Below are 17,323 nucleotides of genomic sequence, written 5' to 3'. Positions count from 1 at the left end.
CCATTTATGGCAACCCTGGCGGGTGACAATATTTAATAAGGTCGCCATGAATGGCGACCCTACAAATTACAAGCCTTGCCCGCCTGAGGCTTCAATGCGCTGTGCGGTGATCCAGCCGGTTTCATCGCTGAGAATCGCGCTGATGGCATCGCCGATATCATCCGGCAAGCCAACGCGGCCCAGCGCGGTTACTGAAGCGATATGGTCGTTGAGATCTTTGGTATCACGCACGCGGCCGCCGCCGAAGTCGGTTTCAATCGCGCCTGGCGCCAGAATGTTGACGCGAATATGGCGCTCGCCTAACTCTTTGGCCTGATAGCGCGTTAACACTTCCATCGCGCCTTTCATTGAGGCGTACGTGCCTGAACCTGGCAGCGTCAAACGGGTTAAACCGCTGGAGATATTCAGGATGCGTCCACCATCAACGATCAGCGGCAACAGTTTTTGCGTCAGGAAGAATGGCCCTTTGAAGTGCACATTCACCAGCGCATCAAACTCATCTTCGCTGGTCTCTGCGAACAGCTTGTAGTGACCGTGACCGGCGTTGTTCACTAAATAATCAAAGTTGTCACGCTGCCAGGTTTTCTGCAGCGCTTCTTTCACCTGCGCCACGAAGCCGTCGAACGTGCTGGTGTCGCCGACATCCAGCTGCAACACCACCGCACGCGCGCCCAGCGCTTCAATCTCCTGCACAACCGTCTGCGCTTCCTCCGCGTGACCGCGATAGGTAAACAGGATATCGGTGCCTTTGGCAGCCAGTTTCAGCGCCCCATTCTTGCCTAAACCGCGATTTCCGCCGGTAATCAATGCAATTTTATGACTCATGTTTCGCTCCAGTTGGAAAATTGAACACGTGTTAAGGATATTCGTGAATAATTGATCTATAAACGCAGAGGAATACGCAGCACTGTTTCACTAACAACAACAATCGGTGAACAACATGGATAAAATTCACGCAATGCAGGTTTTTGTGCGGGTGGCAGAAATGGGCAGTTTTACCCGTGCGGCAGAAAGTTTGGGTTTACCGAAAGGCAGCGTATCCCGCCAGCTGCAGGCGCTGGAGAATCAAATGGGCACGCGCCTGCTGCATCGCACCACGCGGCGTGTGCATCTTACGCAGGACGGCCTGGTTTATTACGATCGCTGCCTCGATTTACTGTCGATGCTCGACGACATGGACAGCCTGTTCCAGCACGATCCCGGCACCTTAAGCGGCAAATTGCGCGTGGACATGTCGGTGGCGATGGCGACCGGCTTTGTGCTGCCACGATTGCCGGAGTTTTTGCAGCACTATCCCGGTCTGGAAATTGAGTTGAGCAGCAGCGATCGTCAGGTTGATGTGATTCGCGAAGGATTTGACTGCGTGGTGCGCGTCGGCGAGCTGAAAGATTCCGGGCTGATTGCGCGGAAAATCGGCTCGCACGCCTTGATCAACTGCGCCAGCCCCGGCTACCTTTCCCGCTTCGGCATGCCGGTGCGGCTGGAAGATCTGTCGCAACACGCGATGGTGCATTACACCCAGCAGCTGGGACAACCTTCATTGGGCTTTGAATATTTTGATGGCAAACAGTGTCATTACGTTCAAACCGGCGGCGTAGTGACGGTAAACAGCACTGAAACCTACCGCGCCGCCTGCATGGCAGGGCTCGGCATTATTCAGGTGCCAGCGATTGGCGTGCAACCGCTACTGGAGTCGGGGCAACTGGTGGAAGTGCTGCATCACTTCCCGGCGAAACCGATGCCGATCTCGCTGCTTTACCCGCATCGCCGCAACGTGGCGCGCCGCGTGCGAGTGTTTATGGAATGGCTCAGCCAAGTCCTGCAGGAATATGTAACTTAGCAGACTATAATTGTATTTTCGCAGTGAACAGGATGACTATCGTCTATGACGGACAAAACCCCTAAACAGACCGCGGCCGAGGCAGAAGCCAAGCCGCTGATTGACATTAAAACCGGCAATAAAACCGTGGATGGCTCGATTCAAAATGTGTCGCGCTTCGCTGCCTGGTTCCAGGCGATTCCGGCGGTGGCGCACTTTATGCGCGCGCTGGAACGCTTCAACGATCGCCTCGGTAGCCAGTTTGGCGCGGCGATCACTTACTTTTCCTTTCTCTCTCTGATACCGATTTTGATGGTCTCCTTTGCGGCGGTCGGCTTTGTGCTGGCGTCGAATCAGGATTTGCTCACCGAGTTGATCAACAAAATCGTTAACAGCATCAGCGACCCGACGTTGGCCACCACGCTGAAAAATACGGTGAATACCGCGATTCAGCAGCGTGCCACAGTGGGATTAACCGGTTTGCTGCTGGCGCTCTACTCCGGCATTAACTGGATGGGCAACCTGCGTGAAGCGGTGCGCGCGCAGTCACGCGACGTGTGGGAACGCACGCCAGACGATCAGGAAAAATTCTGGAAGAAGTACGCGCGCGATCTGATTTCGCTGTTGGGTTTGATGTTTGCGCTGGTGATTACGCTGTCGCTGACCTCGATTGCCGGCGCGGCGCAGGCAGCGATCGTTAACGCGCTGGGGCTGGAAGACATTGAGTGGCTGCGTCCAGCGATGACGGTGATTGCGTTATCTATCTCTATCCTGGCTAACTATCTTCTTTTCCTGTGGATCTTCTGGATTTTACCGCGCCACAAGCCGCGTAAAAAAGCGCTGTTCCGCGGCACGCTGCTGGCGGCGATTGGCTTTGAGGTGATCAAGTTTGTAATGACGCTGACGCTGCCGAAGCTGGCAAGCTCGCCGTCGGGCGCGGCCTTTGGTTCAGTGCTCGGCTTAATGGCGTTCTTCTACTTCTTTGCGCGTTTGACGCTGTTCTGCGCCGCGTGGATCGCCACCGCCAAATACAAAGATGATAAAGAGATGCCGCAGCCGCATCAGGCTAAATAAGCCTACGAGGTTGTTACAATTGCCGTACTAGCTAAAAATGTCTCCTGCTGGCTGCTTTTTCAGCAAAAACCAGCAGGAAACGCTAAAGGGTCACTTTAATTTGGCCCTTTTGCAGAGATTCCCGCCAAAAAAGTGACACTTCCCGTTCCCATCCGCCACTGATCGTAGCAACTCAGAAATTATCCACTTATTCGCCGAAAAAGCCCGGTCTGACGCGGTTTTTCGCCATTGAATGCCGCAAACCAGGTGCGTAAGATTCTCTGTCTACATTTACAATTAAGAAACACTTATGCAAGCCTCCATCACAGAAACACTCGACAAAAAACACGACGACACTCCGGTCAATTCACGTGGCAAAGTGGTTGTGGCATCGCTTGTCGGCACCGCCATTGAGTTCTTCGATTTCTATATCTATGCCACCGCTGCGGTGATTATTTTCCCGCACATCTTCTTCCCGCAGGGCGATCCGACCGTGGCCACGTTGCAGTCGCTGGCGACCTTCGCGATCGCCTTCGTGGCGCGTCCTATCGGTTCTGCCGTGTTTGGACACTTTGGCGACCGAGTTGGCCGTAAAGCCACCTTGGTGGCATCGCTGCTGACCATGGGCGTCTCGACGGTGCTGATTGGTTTACTGCCAGGTTATGAAACCATTGGCGTGGCAGCGCCGCTGCTGCTGGCGCTGGCGCGTTTTGGTCAGGGTCTTGGCCTTGGTGGCGAATGGGGCGGCGCGGCGCTGCTGGCGACCGAAAATGCCCCGGCGAAGAAACGTGCGCTTTATGGTTCGTTCCCACAGCTCGGCGCGCCGATTGGCTTCTTCTTCGCTAACGGCACGTTCCTGCTGCTTTCATGGTTGCTGACCGACGAGCAGTTCATGAACTGGGGCTGGCGCGTGCCGTTTATTCTCTCTGCGGTGCTGGTGTTAATTGGCCTGTATGTGCGCGTTTCGCTGCATGAAAGCCCGGTATTCGCCAAAGTGCAGAAAGAGAACAAACAGGTGAAAATGCCGATCGGCACGCTGCTGAGCAAGCATCTGACCGCCACCATTCTCGGCACCTTCATCATGCTCGCCACTTACACGCTGTTCTACATTATGACCGTTTATTCGATGAGTTACGGTACCGCGCCCGCGCCGGCCGGCCTCGGCTATTCGCGTAACAGCTTCCTGTGGATGCTGATGGTGGCGGTGATTGGTTTTGGTGTGATGGTGCCGATTGCGGGCCTGCTGGCCGATCGCTTTGGTCGTCGTAAAACCATGATCACCATTACGCTGATGATTATCGCCTTTGCATTGATGTTCCCAATGCTGCTGGGTTCCGGTTCTCAGGTGCTGGTGATGGGCTTCCTGATCCTCGGTCTGAGCATTATGGGCCTGACGTTCGGTCCGATGGGCGCGCTGCTGCCAGAACTGTTCCCAACGGAAGTGCGTTATACCGGCGCATCATTCTCCTACAACCTGTCGTCGATTCTTGGGGCTTCTGTAGCGCCTTATATCGCCACCTGGCTGAACGCCAATTACGGTTTACAGGCGGTGGGCTTCTATTTGGCTTCGATGGCGGTGCTGACGTTGATCGCGCTGATTGCCTGTAAAGAGACGCGTAATCAGACGCTGTATGAAGCGGTGTGATTGATTGAACTGACTGTACTTTGTACGTGCTTGCTGTCCCCCATCCCGGCCTTCCCCCGCAAGCGGGGGAAGGAGACGCTGCCACATGTAGCTTCAGAACTAACATATGGGCGCATCTTCCTCCCCCATTTATGGGGGAGGACCGAGGAGGGGGACAGCGAATACATACAAAGAGCAACAGCGAGCACGAATAAAAAAACCCCGGCAAGCCGGGGTTTTTTATTGTGCTGAAAACTGTGTCGCGCGTGGCTTAGCCAGCGACAGCGATACGTTTCATATCGGTCATGTAGCCACGCAGTTTGCGGCCTACAGATTCGATTGGGTGCTGACGAACGGCTTCGTTGACGTCACGCAGTTGCGCGTTATCCACCTGCGTACCTTCAACTGCTTTGCCCAGATCGCCCGGCTGCAGCGTGGTCATGAACTCTTTCAGCAGTGGAACCGCCGCGAAGGAGAACAGGTAGTTACCGTATTCTGCGGTATCCGAGATAACCACGTTCATTTCATACAGACGCTTACGTGCGATGGTGTTGGCAATCAGTGGCAGCTCGTGCAGTGATTCGTAGTAAGCCGACTCTTCGATGATGCCCGCGTCAACCATGGTTTCGAATGCCAGCTCAACGCCTGCTTTGACCATCGCAACCATCACGACGCCTTTATCATAGTATTCCTGCTCTTCGATTTTGCCATCAAACTGCGGTGCGTTTTCGAACGCCGTTGCGCCGGTCTCTTCACGCCAGGTCAGCAGGTTTTTGTCGTCGTTAGCCCAGTCAGCCATCATGCCTGAAGAGAATTCGCCAGAGATGATGTCATCCATGTGCTTCTGGAACAGCGGTGCCATGATGGTTTTCAGCTGCTCAGACAGCGCATAAGCACGGATTTTCGCCGGGTTAGACAGGCGATCCATCATCAGCGTGATGCCGCCGAATTTCAGTGATTCGGTGATGGTTTCCCAGCCGAATTGAATCAGTTTTTCGGTATAAGCCGCGTCGTGACCTTCAGCCACCAGCTTGTCGAAGCACAGCAGAGAACCGGCCTGCAGCATACCGCACAGAATGGTCTGCTCGCCCATCAGGTCAGATTTCACTTCCGCAACGAAGGAAGATTCCAGCACGCCCGCACGGTCGCCGCCGGTGGCTGCTGCCCAGGCTTTAGCAATCGCCATGCCTTCGCCTTTAGGATCGTTTTCCGGGTGAACGGCGATCAGCGTAGGTACACCGAAACCACGCTTATACTCTTCACGTACTTCAGTACCCGGGCACTTCGGCGCGACCATCACTACGGTGATGTCTTTACGGATGGTTTCGCCCACTTCAACAATGTTGAAACCGTGTGAGTAACCCAGCGCAGCGCCATCTTTCATCAGCGGCTGAACAGCCTGAACGACCGCAGAGTGCTGCTTGTCTGGCGTCAGGTTAACCACCAGATCGGCCTGTGGGATCAGCTCTTCGTAAGTGCCCACTTTGAAGCCGTTATCGGTCGCTTTGCGGAAAGAGGCACGCTTCTCAGCAATCGCTTCAGCACGCAGGGCATACGCCACGTCCAGACCAGAATCACGCATGTTCAGACCCTGGTTCAGACCCTGAGCACCACAGCCAACGATGACCACTTTCTTGCCTTTCAGGAAGCTAGCACCATCAGCGAATTCGTCGCGTGACATGAAACGACATTTGCCCAGCTGCGCTAACTGGTTGCGCAGATTCAATGTGTTGAAGTAATTAGCCATGGGTACTCCGGTTAGATGTTGTGTTTGTTTTTGTTCAGTAACGACGTTGTCTCTTACGCCGCGAATGACCCCATCATATGACAGGAAATCCGTTGCTTAAATTGATATATTAGCAAGGTCACATTGCATAATTTGCAACATAACCTTGAGGTGATACGCGCATGGATTTACGAGACCTGAAACTCTTCCTTCATCTGGCTGAAAGCTGCCACTTTGGCCGCACCGCGCGTGCCATGCACGTCAGCCCTTCAACCCTTTCGCGCCAGATTCAGCGCCTGGAAGAAGATGTCGGTCACGCGCTGTTCCTGCGTGATAACCGCACTGTCACGCTCACCGAAGCCGGTGAGCGCCTGCGCCAGTTTGCGCAGCAGACGTTGCTGCAGTATCAGCAGTTACGCCATGTGATGGATCTTAACGGCCCGTCACTGAGCGGCGAGCTGCGCCTGTTCTGCTCGGTGACCGCCGCTTACAGCCATCTGCCGCCGATTCTCGATCGCTTTCGCGCTGAACATCCGCAGGTAGAGATCAAACTTACTACCGGTGATGCCGCCGATGCGATTGAGATGGTGCAGTCCGGCGACGCCGATCTCGCCATTGCCGGTCGCCCAGAATCGCTGCCGGCCAGCATAGATTTTACGCCACTGGGCCTGATTCCGCTGGTGCTGATCGCCCCGGCGCTGCCTTGCCCGGTGCGCAATCAGGCGACGCAGGAGCAACCCGATTGGGCGCAAATTCCGTTTATCCTCCCGGAACAAGGACCTGCACGCCGCGGCATCGATTTATGGTTCCGTCGCCAGCGCATTCCCAATCCGCAGATTTATGCCACGGTCTCCGGTCATGAGGCGATTGTGTCGATGGTGGCGCTGGGATGCGGTATTGCGCTGCTGCCGGATGTGGTGCTGGAGAACAGCCCGGAACCGGTGCGCAATCGCGTGTTAACGCTGGAGAATGTGGAGTCGGTCGCACCGCTGGAACTCGGCGTTTGCGTACAAAAAAAGCGGCTCGGAGAGCCGCTTATCAATGCGTTCTGGCACCAGCTATAGTTACTGCCCGGCGAGGAAGAAACGGAACGCCGGGTTACTCGCTTCGTCATGCCATTCGTAACCCAACGCGGTGAGATGCGTTTCGAAATCCGGTTCCTGATCGTTGGCTTCAAACGCCGCCAGCACGCGGCCATAATCGGTGCCGTGACTGCGATAATGGAACAGCGAGATATTCCAGTGTGCACCCAGCGTCTGCAGGAACTTCAGCAGCGCGCCCGGTGCTTCCGGGAATTCAAAGCTAAACAGGCGTTCGCGCAGCGGCTTGGATGGACGTCCGCCCACCATGTAGCGCACGTGCAGCTTGGCCATTTCGTCATCCGACAGATCCACCACGTGATAACCGGCTTCGCTCAATTGGCTGATGATCTCACTGCGCTCCTCCAGCCCGCGCGTTAAGCGCACGCCGACGAAAATGCAGGCGTTATCCGCATCCGCGTAACGATAGTTGAACTCGGTGATGGAGCGCCCGCCGATGGTCTGACAGAACTTGAGGAAACTGCCCTGCTGTTCTGGAATGGTGACCGCCAGCAGCGCTTCTCGCTGTTCGCCCAGTTCACAACGCTCGGAGACATAACGCAAGCCGTGGAAGTTGACGTTGGCACCCGACAACACGTGCGCCAGGCGCTCGCCTTTGATGTCGTGCAGCTGGATATACTTCTTCATACCCGCCAGTGCCAGCGCGCCGGAAGGTTCCGCCACGGCGCGCACATCTTCGAACAGATCTTTCACCGCTGCGCAAATTGCATCGCTATCCACCGTGATGATGTCATCGAGATACTCCTGACACAGACGGAAAGTTTCGCTGCCGATGCGTTTGACCGCCACGCCTTCAGCAAACAAGCCCACGCGCGCCAAATCTACCGGCTCACCTGCTTCTAGCGCGGCCTTCAGACAGGCTGAATCTTCCGACTCTACGGCGATCACTTTGATCTGCGGCATCAGCTGTTTGATCAGCACCGCCACGCCCGCCGCCAGACCACCGCCGCCGACCGGCACGAAGACGCGATCGAGATGCGCATCCTGCTGCAGCAACTCCATCCCCAGCGTGCCCTGCCCGGCGATCACCGCCGGATGGTCAAACGGAGGAACGAAGGTGTAACCCTGCTGCTCCGCCAGCTCAATCGCTTTGGCTTTCGCCTCGTCGAAGTTGGCACCAAACAGATAAGCCTCACCGCCAAATGCGCGTACTGCATCAACCTTGATGTCTGCCGTGGCCAGCGGCATCACAATCAGTGATTTGATGCCCAACGTGCTGGCCGAGAGCGCCACGCCCTGCGCATGGTTACCGGCCGAAGCCGTGACCACACCGCGCGCTTTTTGCTCTTCGTTCAGCCCGGCAATCATCGCGTAAGCCCCGCGCAGCTTGAAGCTGTGCACCGGCTGACGATCTTCACGCTTCACCAGAATGGTGTTGCCAAGACGCGATGATATTTTTTCCATTTTTTGCAGCGGCGTCACCTGGGCAATTTCATACACCGGTGAACGCAGCACTGCGCGCAAATACTCCGCGCCGTTTGGCGTCGCGGAGAACGGTTGAGACTCAGCCATCGGTTAGCCTCCCAGCTTGGACTTATCGCGTACCGCGCCTTTGTCTGCGCTGGTCGCCAGTGATGCATAGGCGCGCAGGGCAAAGGAGACTTCACGTACGCGGCCGTGCGGGGTATAAGCCGCATCGCCGCGCGCTTGCTCTTCTTCACGACGGGCGTGTAGTTCGTTATCCGGTACCGCCAGCTTGATGCCACGGTTCGGGATATCGATCTCAATCATGTCGCCATCTTTCACCAGCGCGATGGTGCCGCCGCTCGCCGCTTCCGGAGAGGCGTGACCAATCGATAAGCCTGACGTGCCGCCAGAGAAGCGACCATCGGTGATCAGTGCGCAGCTTTTGCCGAGGCCCATGGATTTCAGATAAGTGGTCGGATAGAGCATTTCCTGCATGCCCGGTCCGCCTTTCGGTCCTTCGTAGCGGATCACCACGACGTCGCCGGCTACCACTTTGCCGCCAAGGATCGCTTCAACTGCATCATCCTGGCTTTCGTACACTTTCGCCGGGCCTTTGAAGGTGAGGATCTCTTTGTCTACGCCCGCGGTTTTAACGATGCAGCCATCTTCGGCAATGTTGCCGTAAAGCACAGCTAAGCCGCCATCCTGCGAGTACGCGTGTTCGCGAGTACGAATACAACCCTCGGTACGGTCATCATCCAGCGTGTCCCAACGGCAGTTCTGCGAGAACGCCTTGGTGGTACGAATACCAGCAGGACCGGCGCGGAACATATCCTTCACCGCCTGATCTTTGGTCAGCATGATGTCGTACTGATCCAGGGTTTCACGCATGCTCTGCTGCAGGATGTTGCGCGCGCTGGTGTCGATTAAACCGGCGCGATCTAACTCACCGAGAATGGCGATAACGCCACCCGCACGGTGCACATCTTCCATGTGATATTTCGGCGTACTTGGCGCCACTTTACACAGCTGCGGCACTTTACGAGACAAGCGATCGATATCAGAGATGTTGAAGTCGATTTCGCCTTCCAGCGCCGCTGCCAGCAGGTGCAGAACGGTGTTGGTGGAACCGCCCATGGCGATATCCAGCGTCATCGCATTCTCGAACGCCGCTTTGGTGGCGATGTTACGCGGCAGCATGTTGACGTCATCCTGCTCGTAGTAGCGTTTGGTCAGGCTAACGATGCGCTTACCGGCATTGATGAACAGCTCTTTACGATCGGCGTGTGTGGCCAGCAGTGAACCGTTACCCGGCTGCGACAAGCCCAGCGCTTCGGTCAGACAGTTCATCGAGTTGGCGGTGAACATACCGGAACAGGAACCGCAGGTTGGACAAGCAGAACGTTCGATCTGATCGCTGTCAGCATCGCTGACGTTCGGGTTGGCGCCCTGAATCATTGCATCAACCAGATCGAGCTTGATGATTTGATCAGACAGTTTGGTTTTACCGGCTTCCATCGGGCCGCCAGATACAAAGATCACCGGAATGTTGAGGCGCAGTGACGCCATCAGCATGCCAGGGGTGATTTTGTCGCAGTTGGAGATACATACCATGGCATCGGCGCAGTGCGCGTTGACCATGTACTCCACTGAATCGGCAATCAGCTCACGTGAAGGCAGTGAATACAGCATGCCGCCATGACCCATGGCGATACCGTCATCCACCGCAATGGTGTTGAACTCTTTGGCCACGCCGCCGGCTGCTTCGATTTCCTCAGCAACCAGTTTGCCAAGATCACGCAGGTGCACGTGGCCCGGTACGAATTGGGTGAATGAGTTGACCACGGCGATAATCGGCTTACCGAAATCGTCGTCGGTCATTCCTGTCGCGCGCCACAAGGCACGGGCACCGGCCATGTTACGTCCATGGGTGGTGGTGGCGGAACGGTACTTAGGCATGCTCTATTTACTCCAGTAATAATAAGGTTGCGGGCGCCATCTGACGCCCGCAAAAAATCTCGTTATGCGTTAACCGGATCCAACCAGCCCCACTTGTCTTCCGTCTCGCCAGTGAACAGGCCAAAGAATGCCTTCTGGATACGACCGGTGACCGGACCACGTTTACCTTCGCCGACCTGAATACCGTCGACGCTGCGCACCGGGGTGATCTCCGCTGCAGTACCTGACATGAAGACTTCGTCGGCCAGATACAGGGATTCGCGCGACAGAACCTGCTCACGCACTTCAATACCCATGTCTTGCGCCAGCTTGATGATGGCGTCACGGGTGATGCCCGGCAGCGCTGAAGAAGTGAACGGCGGCGTGAACAGAATGCCATCTTTCACTTCGAACAAGTTTTCGCCAGCACCTTCTGAAATATAGCCGTTGGTGTCGAGCGCGATACCTTCCTGATAGCCGTGGCGGCGCGCTTCGCTGCCTACCAGCAGAGAGGAGAGATAGTTACCACCCGCTTTCGCGGCGGTTGGCAAGGTGTTTGGTGCAACGCGGTTCCACGAAGAAACCATGGCATCGATACCGTTTTCCAGCGCTTCAGCGCCCAGGTAAGCACCCCAAGGGAAGGCAGCGATGATTACATCGGTGGTGTAGCCATCTGGCGGGTTCACACCCAGACCCACGTCACCCACGAAGGCCAGCGGACGGATATAAGCGCTTTTCAGTTTGTTCACGCGGATCACTTCGCGGCACGCTTCCATCAACTCATCAACGCTGGCTTTAATCGGGAAACGGTAAATTTTGGCGGATTCATGCAGACGCTTCATATGCTCACGGTGGCGGAACACCACTGGACCTTTATGTGAGTCGTAGCAACGCACGCCTTCAAACACAGAAGTACCGTAGTGCAGGGCGTGAGACATAACGCTGACCTTGGCGTCTTCCCACTTAACCATCTCACCATTGAACCAAATAAAGTCTGCTTTCTTCGTACTCATTGCTTTTTCCTTTGGCGACTATGCGCGGATTTGTTGTGTTGTCTGTTGTTGGATCTCGACGCAAGCGACATCCATAAGTTTGCTTAACTGCGAAGACAGTAAATCGACTGAGCGTTGGCTGGCAACGGTCATTTCGATATTAATGTTCTCCGCATTGACCGCGGTGGCCATATTCATCGCACACACCTGGAAACCACGGTGACGCACGACACGCAAAATGCGCTCCAATATTTCAGGACGAAAGCGGGCTTCGATAGACAATTGATGCTGATTCATGCGGTTTTCTCCATCATGTTTGCGTTGCTGGCACCCGGCGGTACCAATGGCCAGACGTTTTCATGCTCATCTATCGAAACATGCAGGAAGTAAGGACCTTCACTGTTCAGCAGAGCATCGAGGGCGGCGTCGACCTGATCTTTACGGCTAATTCGCTGGCCTGGGATATCAAACGCGCTGGCCAGCGTGAGGAAATCGGGGTTATCGGTCAGGATGGTTTCGCTGTAGCGACCATCAAAGAACAGTTGCTGCCACTGGCGCACCATGCCGAGGCGCTGGTTATCCAGCAGCAGGATCTTCACCGGCAGTTTGCCGCGCTTGATAGTGCCCAGCTCCTGAATGTTCATCATGATAGAACCATCGCCAGACACGCAGATCACTGTGTCCTCTGGACGTGCCACCTGCGCCCCAATCGCCGCCGGCAGGCCAAAGCCCATAGTGCCGAGACCGCTCGAGGTGATGAAGTTTTCTGGCGCGGTGAAACTCATGTGCTGAGCGGCCCACATCTGGTGTTGACCTACATCGGTAGTGACTACGGCGCTGTCCGCTTTGCGGTCAGACAACTGCTTCAGCAACAACGGCGCATAAATCGCTTCGCCTGGATGATCGTAGCGCCAGTCGAACTCGCTTTTCATCGCGCTGACTTCTTTGCGCCAGCCATCAATGTGCATTGGCATGCTCAATGCCGGCAGCACCTGATTCATATCGCCCTGTAGTGAAACGTGGGCGCGACGCAGTTTGTTCAGCTCGGCTGGATCGATATCGATATGGATGACGCTAGCGTGCGGTGCGAAGGTGTCCAGCTTGCCAGTAACGCGGTCGTCAAAACGCGCGCCAACGGCAATCAGCAAATCACAGGATTGTACCGCGAGGTTAGCGGCTTTGGTGCCGTGCATGCCCAGCATCCCGAGATAGAGATCGCTGCTGGCATCCGCGCTACCAAGACCTTTCAGGGTAGAAACCATCGGGATGCCGGTTTCCTGCGCCATGGCACGTAAGGCGTGAACCGCCTGCGCCATACCCACGCCGCCACCGATATACAGCATCGGCTTATGCGATTGCGCCATCAATGCGCGCGCCTCTGCGATGTGCTGTGCGGAGTGGCTGATTTCTTCCTCAACCGGCAGCAGATGCGGCGTCAGTTCGCCATTGGCGATCTGAATGTCTTTCGGGATATCGACCAGTACCGGGCCGGGACGACCAGATTGCGCAATGGCAAAAGCTTCTGCCATCACCGAGGGTAAATCATCAAGCGATTCAACGAGGAAACTGTGTTTGGTGCAGGCTAATGATAAACCGAGAACGTCAATTTCCTGGAAGGCGTCGGTGCCGATGAAGGCCGATGATACCTGGCCAGTGATCGCCACAACCGGGATCGAATCCATCATCGCATCCGCCAAACCGGTGATCAGGTTGGTGGCGCCGGGGCCCGAAGTGGCGATACATACGCCAGTCTTGCCAGTTGCGCGGGCATAACCGATGGCTGCCATCACCGCACCTTGCTCATGACGGCACAGTAGGTGTTCCACGCCGCCATCGTAGAGCGCATCGTACACTGGCATGATTGCGCCGCCAGGATAGCCAAACACTGTATCGACACCCTGCGCGCGTAAAGCCTGAACTACCCACTGTGCACCTGTCATGGTTATTCTCCTGTATTCCTAGGGGAACAACAGAATTTTATGCTACTGCTCATAATCTGTTCCTCGCTAATTTGCTGATATTTAGCCTGGTCAAAAAAAAACCCCCGGACCTTTCGGTGCGGGGGTTTTTGGAATTCCAGACTTGATTTTTAAGCCTTTCTTTCTCCAAGCGATGCCCCGCACGGTGGGATAATAATCACCACCACGCTAATCACGACTAGGCTAATCACTTGTAGAAGGGCTTTCATGTGTTGTTTGTTTTTTCGATTGTTCGAAGTAATACCTACAGAGTTATCATAGTTAGCACATCGTTGACAATAATTTTCATTGGAAAATTTTATGATGCCGCTGGCGGCCCGCCGTTATCACATTGTAAATAAAAGGTTATTTACATTTGTGATAAAAATTCATAACGCCCGCGTCGTAATCTTCATTTGGAGTTTACGAGCAGGCTCTGATTTTCAGTGAAAGACCGGCAATTATCAGGGAATGTAAGGAATCTGGCTCTGAAGATGAGCAGTAAGCCATTGTTCATCTGTCTGGCTGCTTTGATGATAAGGACAACAAGGAGCGGTTATGTCTTTATCGAAGGTATTAACACGAGCTGCGCTGGGTGTTCAGGCTCCGCTGGTGACGGTGGAAGTGCACATCAGCAACGGCCTGCCGGCCCTGACGCTGGTTGGACTGCCTGAAACCACGGTAAAAGAAGCGCGGGAACGGGTGCGAAGCGCGATTATTAATAGCGGGTTCACCTTCCCGGCGAAACGCGTCACCATCAATCTGGCGCCTGCCGATCTGCCAAAAGAGGGCGGACGCTATGACCTCCCCATCGCTATCGCCATTCTGGCGGCCTCTGAGCAGCTGCCAGACGCAAAACTGGGGCAATTTGAATTCCTGGGGGAGTTAGCACTTAACGGCGCGCTCTGTGGCGTTCAGGCCGCTATTCCAGCTGCGATGGCGGCACTGCAAGCAGGCAGACAAATGGTGTTAGCTGAACAGAATCAACAGGATGTAGGGTTGATTCAACAAGGCGAGACGCTGGTTGGCAAACATCTGGTAGAAATCTGTGCGTTTCTCCATAACAAAACCACTCTCACTGTCGCGCATTATCAGCCCGAAACGCTTGAACAGGAAAAGCAGGACCTCAGCGATATCATTGGCCAGGATCAGGGCCGACGTGCACTTGAGATCACCGCAGCTGGCGGGCATAACCTGTTGCTGATTGGGCCGCCTGGTACCGGCAAGACTATGTTGGCGACGCGTCTGCCCGGTATCATGCCACCGTTAGACGACCAGGAAGCGCTGGAGTGCGCCGCTATCGCCAGTCTGGTAAGCAGTGGCAATCTCCATTATCAGTGGCGCAAACGGCCGTTCAGAGCGCCTCATCACAGTTCCTCACTCTATGCGCTGGTTGGGGGCGGCTCCTTGCCGCGGCCGGGAGAAATCTCCTTGGCACACAATGGCGTGTTATTCCTCGATGAGCTGCCAGAGTTCGAGCGCAGAACGCTTGATGCGTTGCGCGAACCGATCGAATCCGGGGAAATCGCCATTTCACGCACGCGCGCTAAAGTGACGTATCCCGCGCGCTTTCAATTGATCGGCGCGATGAATCCCAGCCCGACCGGGCACTATCAGGGCAACCATAATCGCTCATCACCTCAGCAGGTGTTGCGCTATCTCAATCGCCTATCAGGACCTTTTCTCGATCGCTTTGATTTATCGCTAGAGGTCCCACTTCTTCCCAGTGGATCGCTGAGTAAGAAACAACAAGTTAGCGAAAGCAGCGCTGAAGTTTTAACTCGCGTCCTCGCCGCGCGAAAGATTCAAACAGTGCGCAGCGGAAAAGTGAATGCTCATCTCTCTAACCCAGAGATTTTACGTTGGTGTCCATTGCAGCAGCAGGATGCTGAATGGCTGGAAGAGGTGTTGAATTCGCTGGGGCTTTCGGTACGCGCCTGGCAACGGATTTTAAAAGTGGCGAGGACAATCGCTGATTTAGCAGGTGAAGAGCAGATTACGCGGAGTCATTTGCAGGAAGCGGTGGGATATCGCAGCATCGACCGCTTGTTGATCTATCTACACAAAACTCTGGAATAAAAAACGGGGCTTATATAAGCCCCGCTATTCTTAATCATCGCTATCGCTAAAATCTTCCACCGTATCCATCTGCGGCTTGCCGCCAGATAGCGTGTGGAAACGCTTAGGTCGCTTGATACGTGCGGTATATTTCGACCATACACGTTCAGCTTCCGTTTGTGGCTCACGAAGACCACGACATACTTCTAAAAATGAACGCTCTTCTTCTGTAATGGGTTCACGCTTAGCGAGATCCAGTTCATTAAAGGCGTAACCGTGGCGCTCCAGAAGCTGAGCTTCTTTAATGGTGAAATCACCATGACGCGAAAAACCACGTGGGTAATGTTTGTTATCAAAGAAACGATTCGTTGTTGCGAAGCTATCCGCCATTTTACACGCTCCTGACTCTCATATGGCCGTGCTATTTATGGCGCGGAGTATTAGATAGGCTTGACAGAGTGTAAAACAAAACATTTAAATCAGTACGACAAACAATTTTTGGGAGAATGCAGTGGATACGGAATTACTGAAAACTTTCCTCGAAGTGAGCAGAACACGCCATTTCGGGCGTGCTGCTGAAGCGCTTTACCTCACGCAATCTGCCGTTAGTTTTCGCATTCGTCAGCTGGAAAATCAGCTGGGCGTAAACCTTTTTACTCGTCACCGTAATAACATCCGGCTGACTTCAGCAGGCGAGCGTTTATTACCCTATGCCGAAAGCTTGATGAGCACCTGGCTGATGGCCAAAAAGGAAGTTTCGCATACACAACAGCATCATGAGCTTTCAATAGGAGGTAGCGCATCCCTTTGGGAAGCGTACTTAACACCTTGGTTGCAAACACTATATGAGAATCGCGAAAGCCTTCATCTTGAGGCACGTATCGCCCAGCGACATTTGCTGGTTAAGCAGTTGCATGAACGTCAGTTGGACCTGTTGATCACGACTGAAGCACCAAAAATGGATGAGTTAACCAGCCAGCAAATAGGCCATATCTCCCTCGCATTATTCCGGGCACGCAAAACTGAGAAGCGTGAAAAATATGATTATGTCAAGCTGGAATGGGGTGCAGATTTTCATCAGCATGAAAGTTATCTTTCCAGTGACGATGTCCCCGTATTAACCACCACATCGGCACATTTAACGCGGGAATTACTGCATACCACCGGCGCTTGTGCATTTTTACCTGACTTTTGGCACGGCATTTATAGTGATTTGATGGTTATTCCAGATACACCCGTCGCCGTGCGACCGTTATATGCGGTGTGGCTGCAGAATAGCGATCAGCAAAGTCACATTCGTCAGCTGCTTAAATATCCGGTTTTGACACAATAAGATAATAAATGAGGGGGTTTGAGTGGATCACAGTGAAACTCAAACTCATTTCACTGCTGAATTTTGGACAAAAAAAATCCTTTGCCGAAGCAAAGGATTATTTTCTGGCAGGGGCGGAGGGACTCGAACCCCCAACACCCGGTTTTGGAGACCGGTGCTCTACCAATTGAACTACGCCCCTAATTAGGGTGGCGGAACGGACGGGGCTCGAACCCGCGACCCCCTGCGTGACAGGCAGGTATTCTAACCAACTGAACTACCGCTCCACCGATTCTGTACTGATATCAGACAATCGTTCTGATTTCAGGTGTTTCG

General features: G+C 54.5%; 15 protein-coding genes and 2 tRNA genes. 6 read left to right on the top strand and 11 right to left on the bottom strand.

Going from position 1 to position 17,323, the window contains the following annotated elements; translation table 11 throughout:
- Positions 1 to 66: 66 nt before the first annotated feature.
- Entirely contained in the window at positions 67 to 825 is a 759-nt protein-coding gene (locus K5Y30_RS21220) for an SDR family NAD(P)-dependent oxidoreductase (RefSeq protein WP_222213257.1), read from the bottom strand.
- A 115-nt stretch (positions 826 to 940) separates the two neighbouring features.
- Between K5Y30_RS21220 and K5Y30_RS21215 the strand changes: the two genes are divergently transcribed.
- The 3 genes from K5Y30_RS21215 to K5Y30_RS21205 all read left to right on the top strand — a co-directional run bounded on the left by K5Y30_RS21215 (position 941) and on the right by K5Y30_RS21205 (position 4,517).
- Positions 941 to 1,840 carry a LysR family transcriptional regulator gene (locus tag K5Y30_RS21215; protein WP_101762793.1) on the top strand — a complete coding sequence of 300 codons (900 nt, stop codon included), beginning with the start codon at positions 941 to 943 and terminating at the stop codon, positions 1,838 to 1,840.
- A gap of 45 nt (positions 1,841 to 1,885) precedes the next feature.
- Positions 1,886 to 2,893, top strand: coding sequence for an inner membrane protein YhjD (gene yhjD / locus K5Y30_RS21210; protein ID WP_110867713.1), 1,008 nt, complete (start codon positions 1,886 to 1,888; stop codon positions 2,891 to 2,893).
- 289 nt (positions 2,894 to 3,182) lie between these two features.
- Entirely contained in the window at positions 3,183 to 4,517 is a 1,335-nt protein-coding gene (locus K5Y30_RS21205; protein WP_222185953.1) for an MFS transporter, read from the top strand.
- Positions 4,518 to 4,767: 250 nt separating this feature from the next.
- Here K5Y30_RS21205 and ilvC read toward each other — a convergent pair whose 3' ends face one another.
- Positions 4,768 to 6,243 carry a ketol-acid reductoisomerase gene (gene ilvC / locus K5Y30_RS21200; RefSeq protein WP_008106632.1) on the bottom strand — a complete coding sequence of 492 codons (1,476 nt, stop codon included), beginning with the start codon at positions 6,241 to 6,243 and terminating at the stop codon, positions 4,768 to 4,770.
- Positions 6,244 to 6,404: 161 nt separating this feature from the next.
- Here ilvC and ilvY point away from each other — a divergent pair, with 161 nt between their 5' ends.
- Positions 6,405 to 7,286, top strand: a complete 882-nt coding sequence (gene ilvY / locus K5Y30_RS21195) for an HTH-type transcriptional activator IlvY (RefSeq protein ID WP_008106630.1) — start codon at positions 6,405 to 6,407, stop codon at positions 7,284 to 7,286.
- On the opposite strand, the gene ilvA is transcribed toward ilvY, so the two are convergent.
- The 6 genes from ilvA to ilvL all read right to left on the bottom strand — a co-directional run bounded on the left by ilvA (position 7,287) and on the right by ilvL (position 13,847).
- Positions 7,287 to 8,834, bottom strand: coding sequence for a threonine ammonia-lyase, biosynthetic (gene ilvA, locus K5Y30_RS21190; RefSeq protein WP_222185952.1), 1,548 nt, complete (start codon positions 8,832 to 8,834; stop codon positions 7,287 to 7,289). It lies immediately after the preceding gene.
- A 3-nt stretch (positions 8,835 to 8,837) separates the two neighbouring features.
- Positions 8,838 to 10,688, bottom strand: coding sequence for a dihydroxy-acid dehydratase (ilvD, locus tag K5Y30_RS21185; RefSeq protein WP_222185951.1), 1,851 nt, complete (start codon positions 10,686 to 10,688; stop codon positions 8,838 to 8,840).
- 62 nt (positions 10,689 to 10,750) lie between these two features.
- Entirely contained in the window at positions 10,751 to 11,680 is a 930-nt protein-coding gene (locus K5Y30_RS21180; protein ID WP_007888821.1) for a branched-chain amino acid transaminase, read from the bottom strand.
- An 18-nt stretch (positions 11,681 to 11,698) separates the two neighbouring features.
- Positions 11,699 to 11,956, bottom strand: a complete 258-nt coding sequence (ilvM, locus tag K5Y30_RS21175; protein WP_101762784.1) for an acetolactate synthase 2 small subunit — start codon at positions 11,954 to 11,956, stop codon at positions 11,699 to 11,701.
- On the bottom strand, positions 11,953 to 13,599 hold the full coding sequence (gene ilvG, locus K5Y30_RS21170) for an acetolactate synthase 2 catalytic subunit (protein WP_222213256.1): 1,647 nt from the start codon (positions 13,597 to 13,599) through the stop codon (positions 11,953 to 11,955). The genes ilvM and ilvG overlap by 4 nt, the downstream gene beginning before the upstream one ends.
- A 149-nt stretch (positions 13,600 to 13,748) precedes the next feature.
- On the bottom strand, positions 13,749 to 13,847 hold the full coding sequence (gene ilvL, locus K5Y30_RS21165) for an ilv operon leader peptide (RefSeq protein WP_071531048.1): 99 nt from the start codon (positions 13,845 to 13,847) through the stop codon (positions 13,749 to 13,751).
- 328 nt (positions 13,848 to 14,175) lie between these two features.
- Between ilvL and K5Y30_RS21160 the strand changes: the two genes are divergently transcribed.
- Positions 14,176 to 15,696, top strand: a complete 1,521-nt coding sequence (locus K5Y30_RS21160) for a YifB family Mg chelatase-like AAA ATPase (RefSeq protein ID WP_222185949.1) — start codon at positions 14,176 to 14,178, stop codon at positions 15,694 to 15,696.
- Between the two features lie 30 nt (positions 15,697 to 15,726).
- Here the strand turns inward: K5Y30_RS21160 and K5Y30_RS21155 are convergent, their stop codons facing one another.
- Positions 15,727 to 16,065, bottom strand: a complete 339-nt coding sequence (locus tag K5Y30_RS21155; RefSeq protein WP_008106616.1) for a DUF413 domain-containing protein — start codon at positions 16,063 to 16,065, stop codon at positions 15,727 to 15,729.
- A gap of 121 nt (positions 16,066 to 16,186) precedes the next feature.
- Here K5Y30_RS21155 and hdfR point away from each other — a divergent pair, with 121 nt between their 5' ends.
- Positions 16,187 to 17,008, top strand: a complete 822-nt coding sequence (gene hdfR, locus K5Y30_RS21150; RefSeq protein WP_222185948.1) for an HTH-type transcriptional regulator HdfR — start codon at positions 16,187 to 16,189, stop codon at positions 17,006 to 17,008.
- 105 nt (positions 17,009 to 17,113) lie between these two features.
- Here hdfR and K5Y30_RS21145 read toward each other — a convergent pair.
- Both K5Y30_RS21145 and K5Y30_RS21140 read right to left on the bottom strand, forming a co-directional pair.
- Positions 17,114 to 17,189 (bottom strand) — tRNA-Trp (locus tag K5Y30_RS21145).
- Between the two features lie 8 nt (positions 17,190 to 17,197).
- Positions 17,198 to 17,274: transfer RNA gene (locus K5Y30_RS21140), tRNA-Asp, on the bottom strand.
- Between the last annotated feature and the right edge of the window lie 49 nt (positions 17,275 to 17,323).

The organism is Pantoea sp. DY-5, from assembly GCF_019795955.1.
Lineage (GTDB): Bacteria > Pseudomonadota > Gammaproteobacteria > Enterobacterales > Enterobacteriaceae > Pantoea > Pantoea leporis.
The sequence above is the reverse complement of the archived record's forward strand: the minus strand, read 5'-3'. Positions and strand labels throughout refer to the sequence as shown.

Excerpts from the sequence above, each read along its gene's own strand:
- ilvL (WP_071531048.1), bottom strand. The coding sequence starts at position 13,847 with ATGAAAGCCCTTCTACAAGTGATTAGCCTAGTCGTGATTAGCGTGGTG.
- K5Y30_RS21205 (WP_222185953.1), top strand. The coding sequence starts at position 3,183 with ATGCAAGCCTCCATCACAGAAACACTCGACAAAAAACACGACGACACT.
- K5Y30_RS21180 (WP_007888821.1), bottom strand. The coding sequence starts at position 11,680 with ATGAGTACGAAGAAAGCAGACTTTATTTGGTTCAATGGTGAGATGGTT.
- ilvC (WP_008106632.1), bottom strand. The coding sequence starts at position 6,243 with ATGGCTAATTACTTCAACACATTGAATCTGCGCAACCAGTTAGCGCAG.
- ilvM (WP_101762784.1), bottom strand. The coding sequence starts at position 11,956 with ATGAATCAGCATCAATTGTCTATCGAAGCCCGCTTTCGTCCTGAAATA.
- K5Y30_RS21155 (WP_008106616.1), bottom strand. The coding sequence starts at position 16,065 with ATGGCGGATAGCTTCGCAACAACGAATCGTTTCTTTGATAACAAACAT.
- ilvD (WP_222185951.1), bottom strand. The coding sequence starts at position 10,688 with ATGCCTAAGTACCGTTCCGCCACCACCACCCATGGACGTAACATGGCC.
- K5Y30_RS21160 (WP_222185949.1), top strand. The coding sequence starts at position 14,176 with ATGTCTTTATCGAAGGTATTAACACGAGCTGCGCTGGGTGTTCAGGCT.
- K5Y30_RS21220 (WP_222213257.1), bottom strand. The coding sequence starts at position 825 with ATGAGTCATAAAATTGCATTGATTACCGGCGGAAATCGCGGTTTAGGC.
- ilvG (WP_222213256.1), bottom strand. The coding sequence starts at position 13,599 with ATGACAGGTGCACAGTGGGTAGTTCAGGCTTTACGCGCGCAGGGTGTC.
- ilvA (WP_222185952.1), bottom strand. The coding sequence starts at position 8,834 with ATGGCTGAGTCTCAACCGTTCTCCGCGACGCCAAACGGCGCGGAGTAT.
- K5Y30_RS21215 (WP_101762793.1), top strand. The coding sequence starts at position 941 with ATGGATAAAATTCACGCAATGCAGGTTTTTGTGCGGGTGGCAGAAATG.
- ilvY (WP_008106630.1), top strand. The coding sequence starts at position 6,405 with ATGGATTTACGAGACCTGAAACTCTTCCTTCATCTGGCTGAAAGCTGC.
- yhjD (WP_110867713.1), top strand. The coding sequence starts at position 1,886 with ATGACGGACAAAACCCCTAAACAGACCGCGGCCGAGGCAGAAGCCAAG.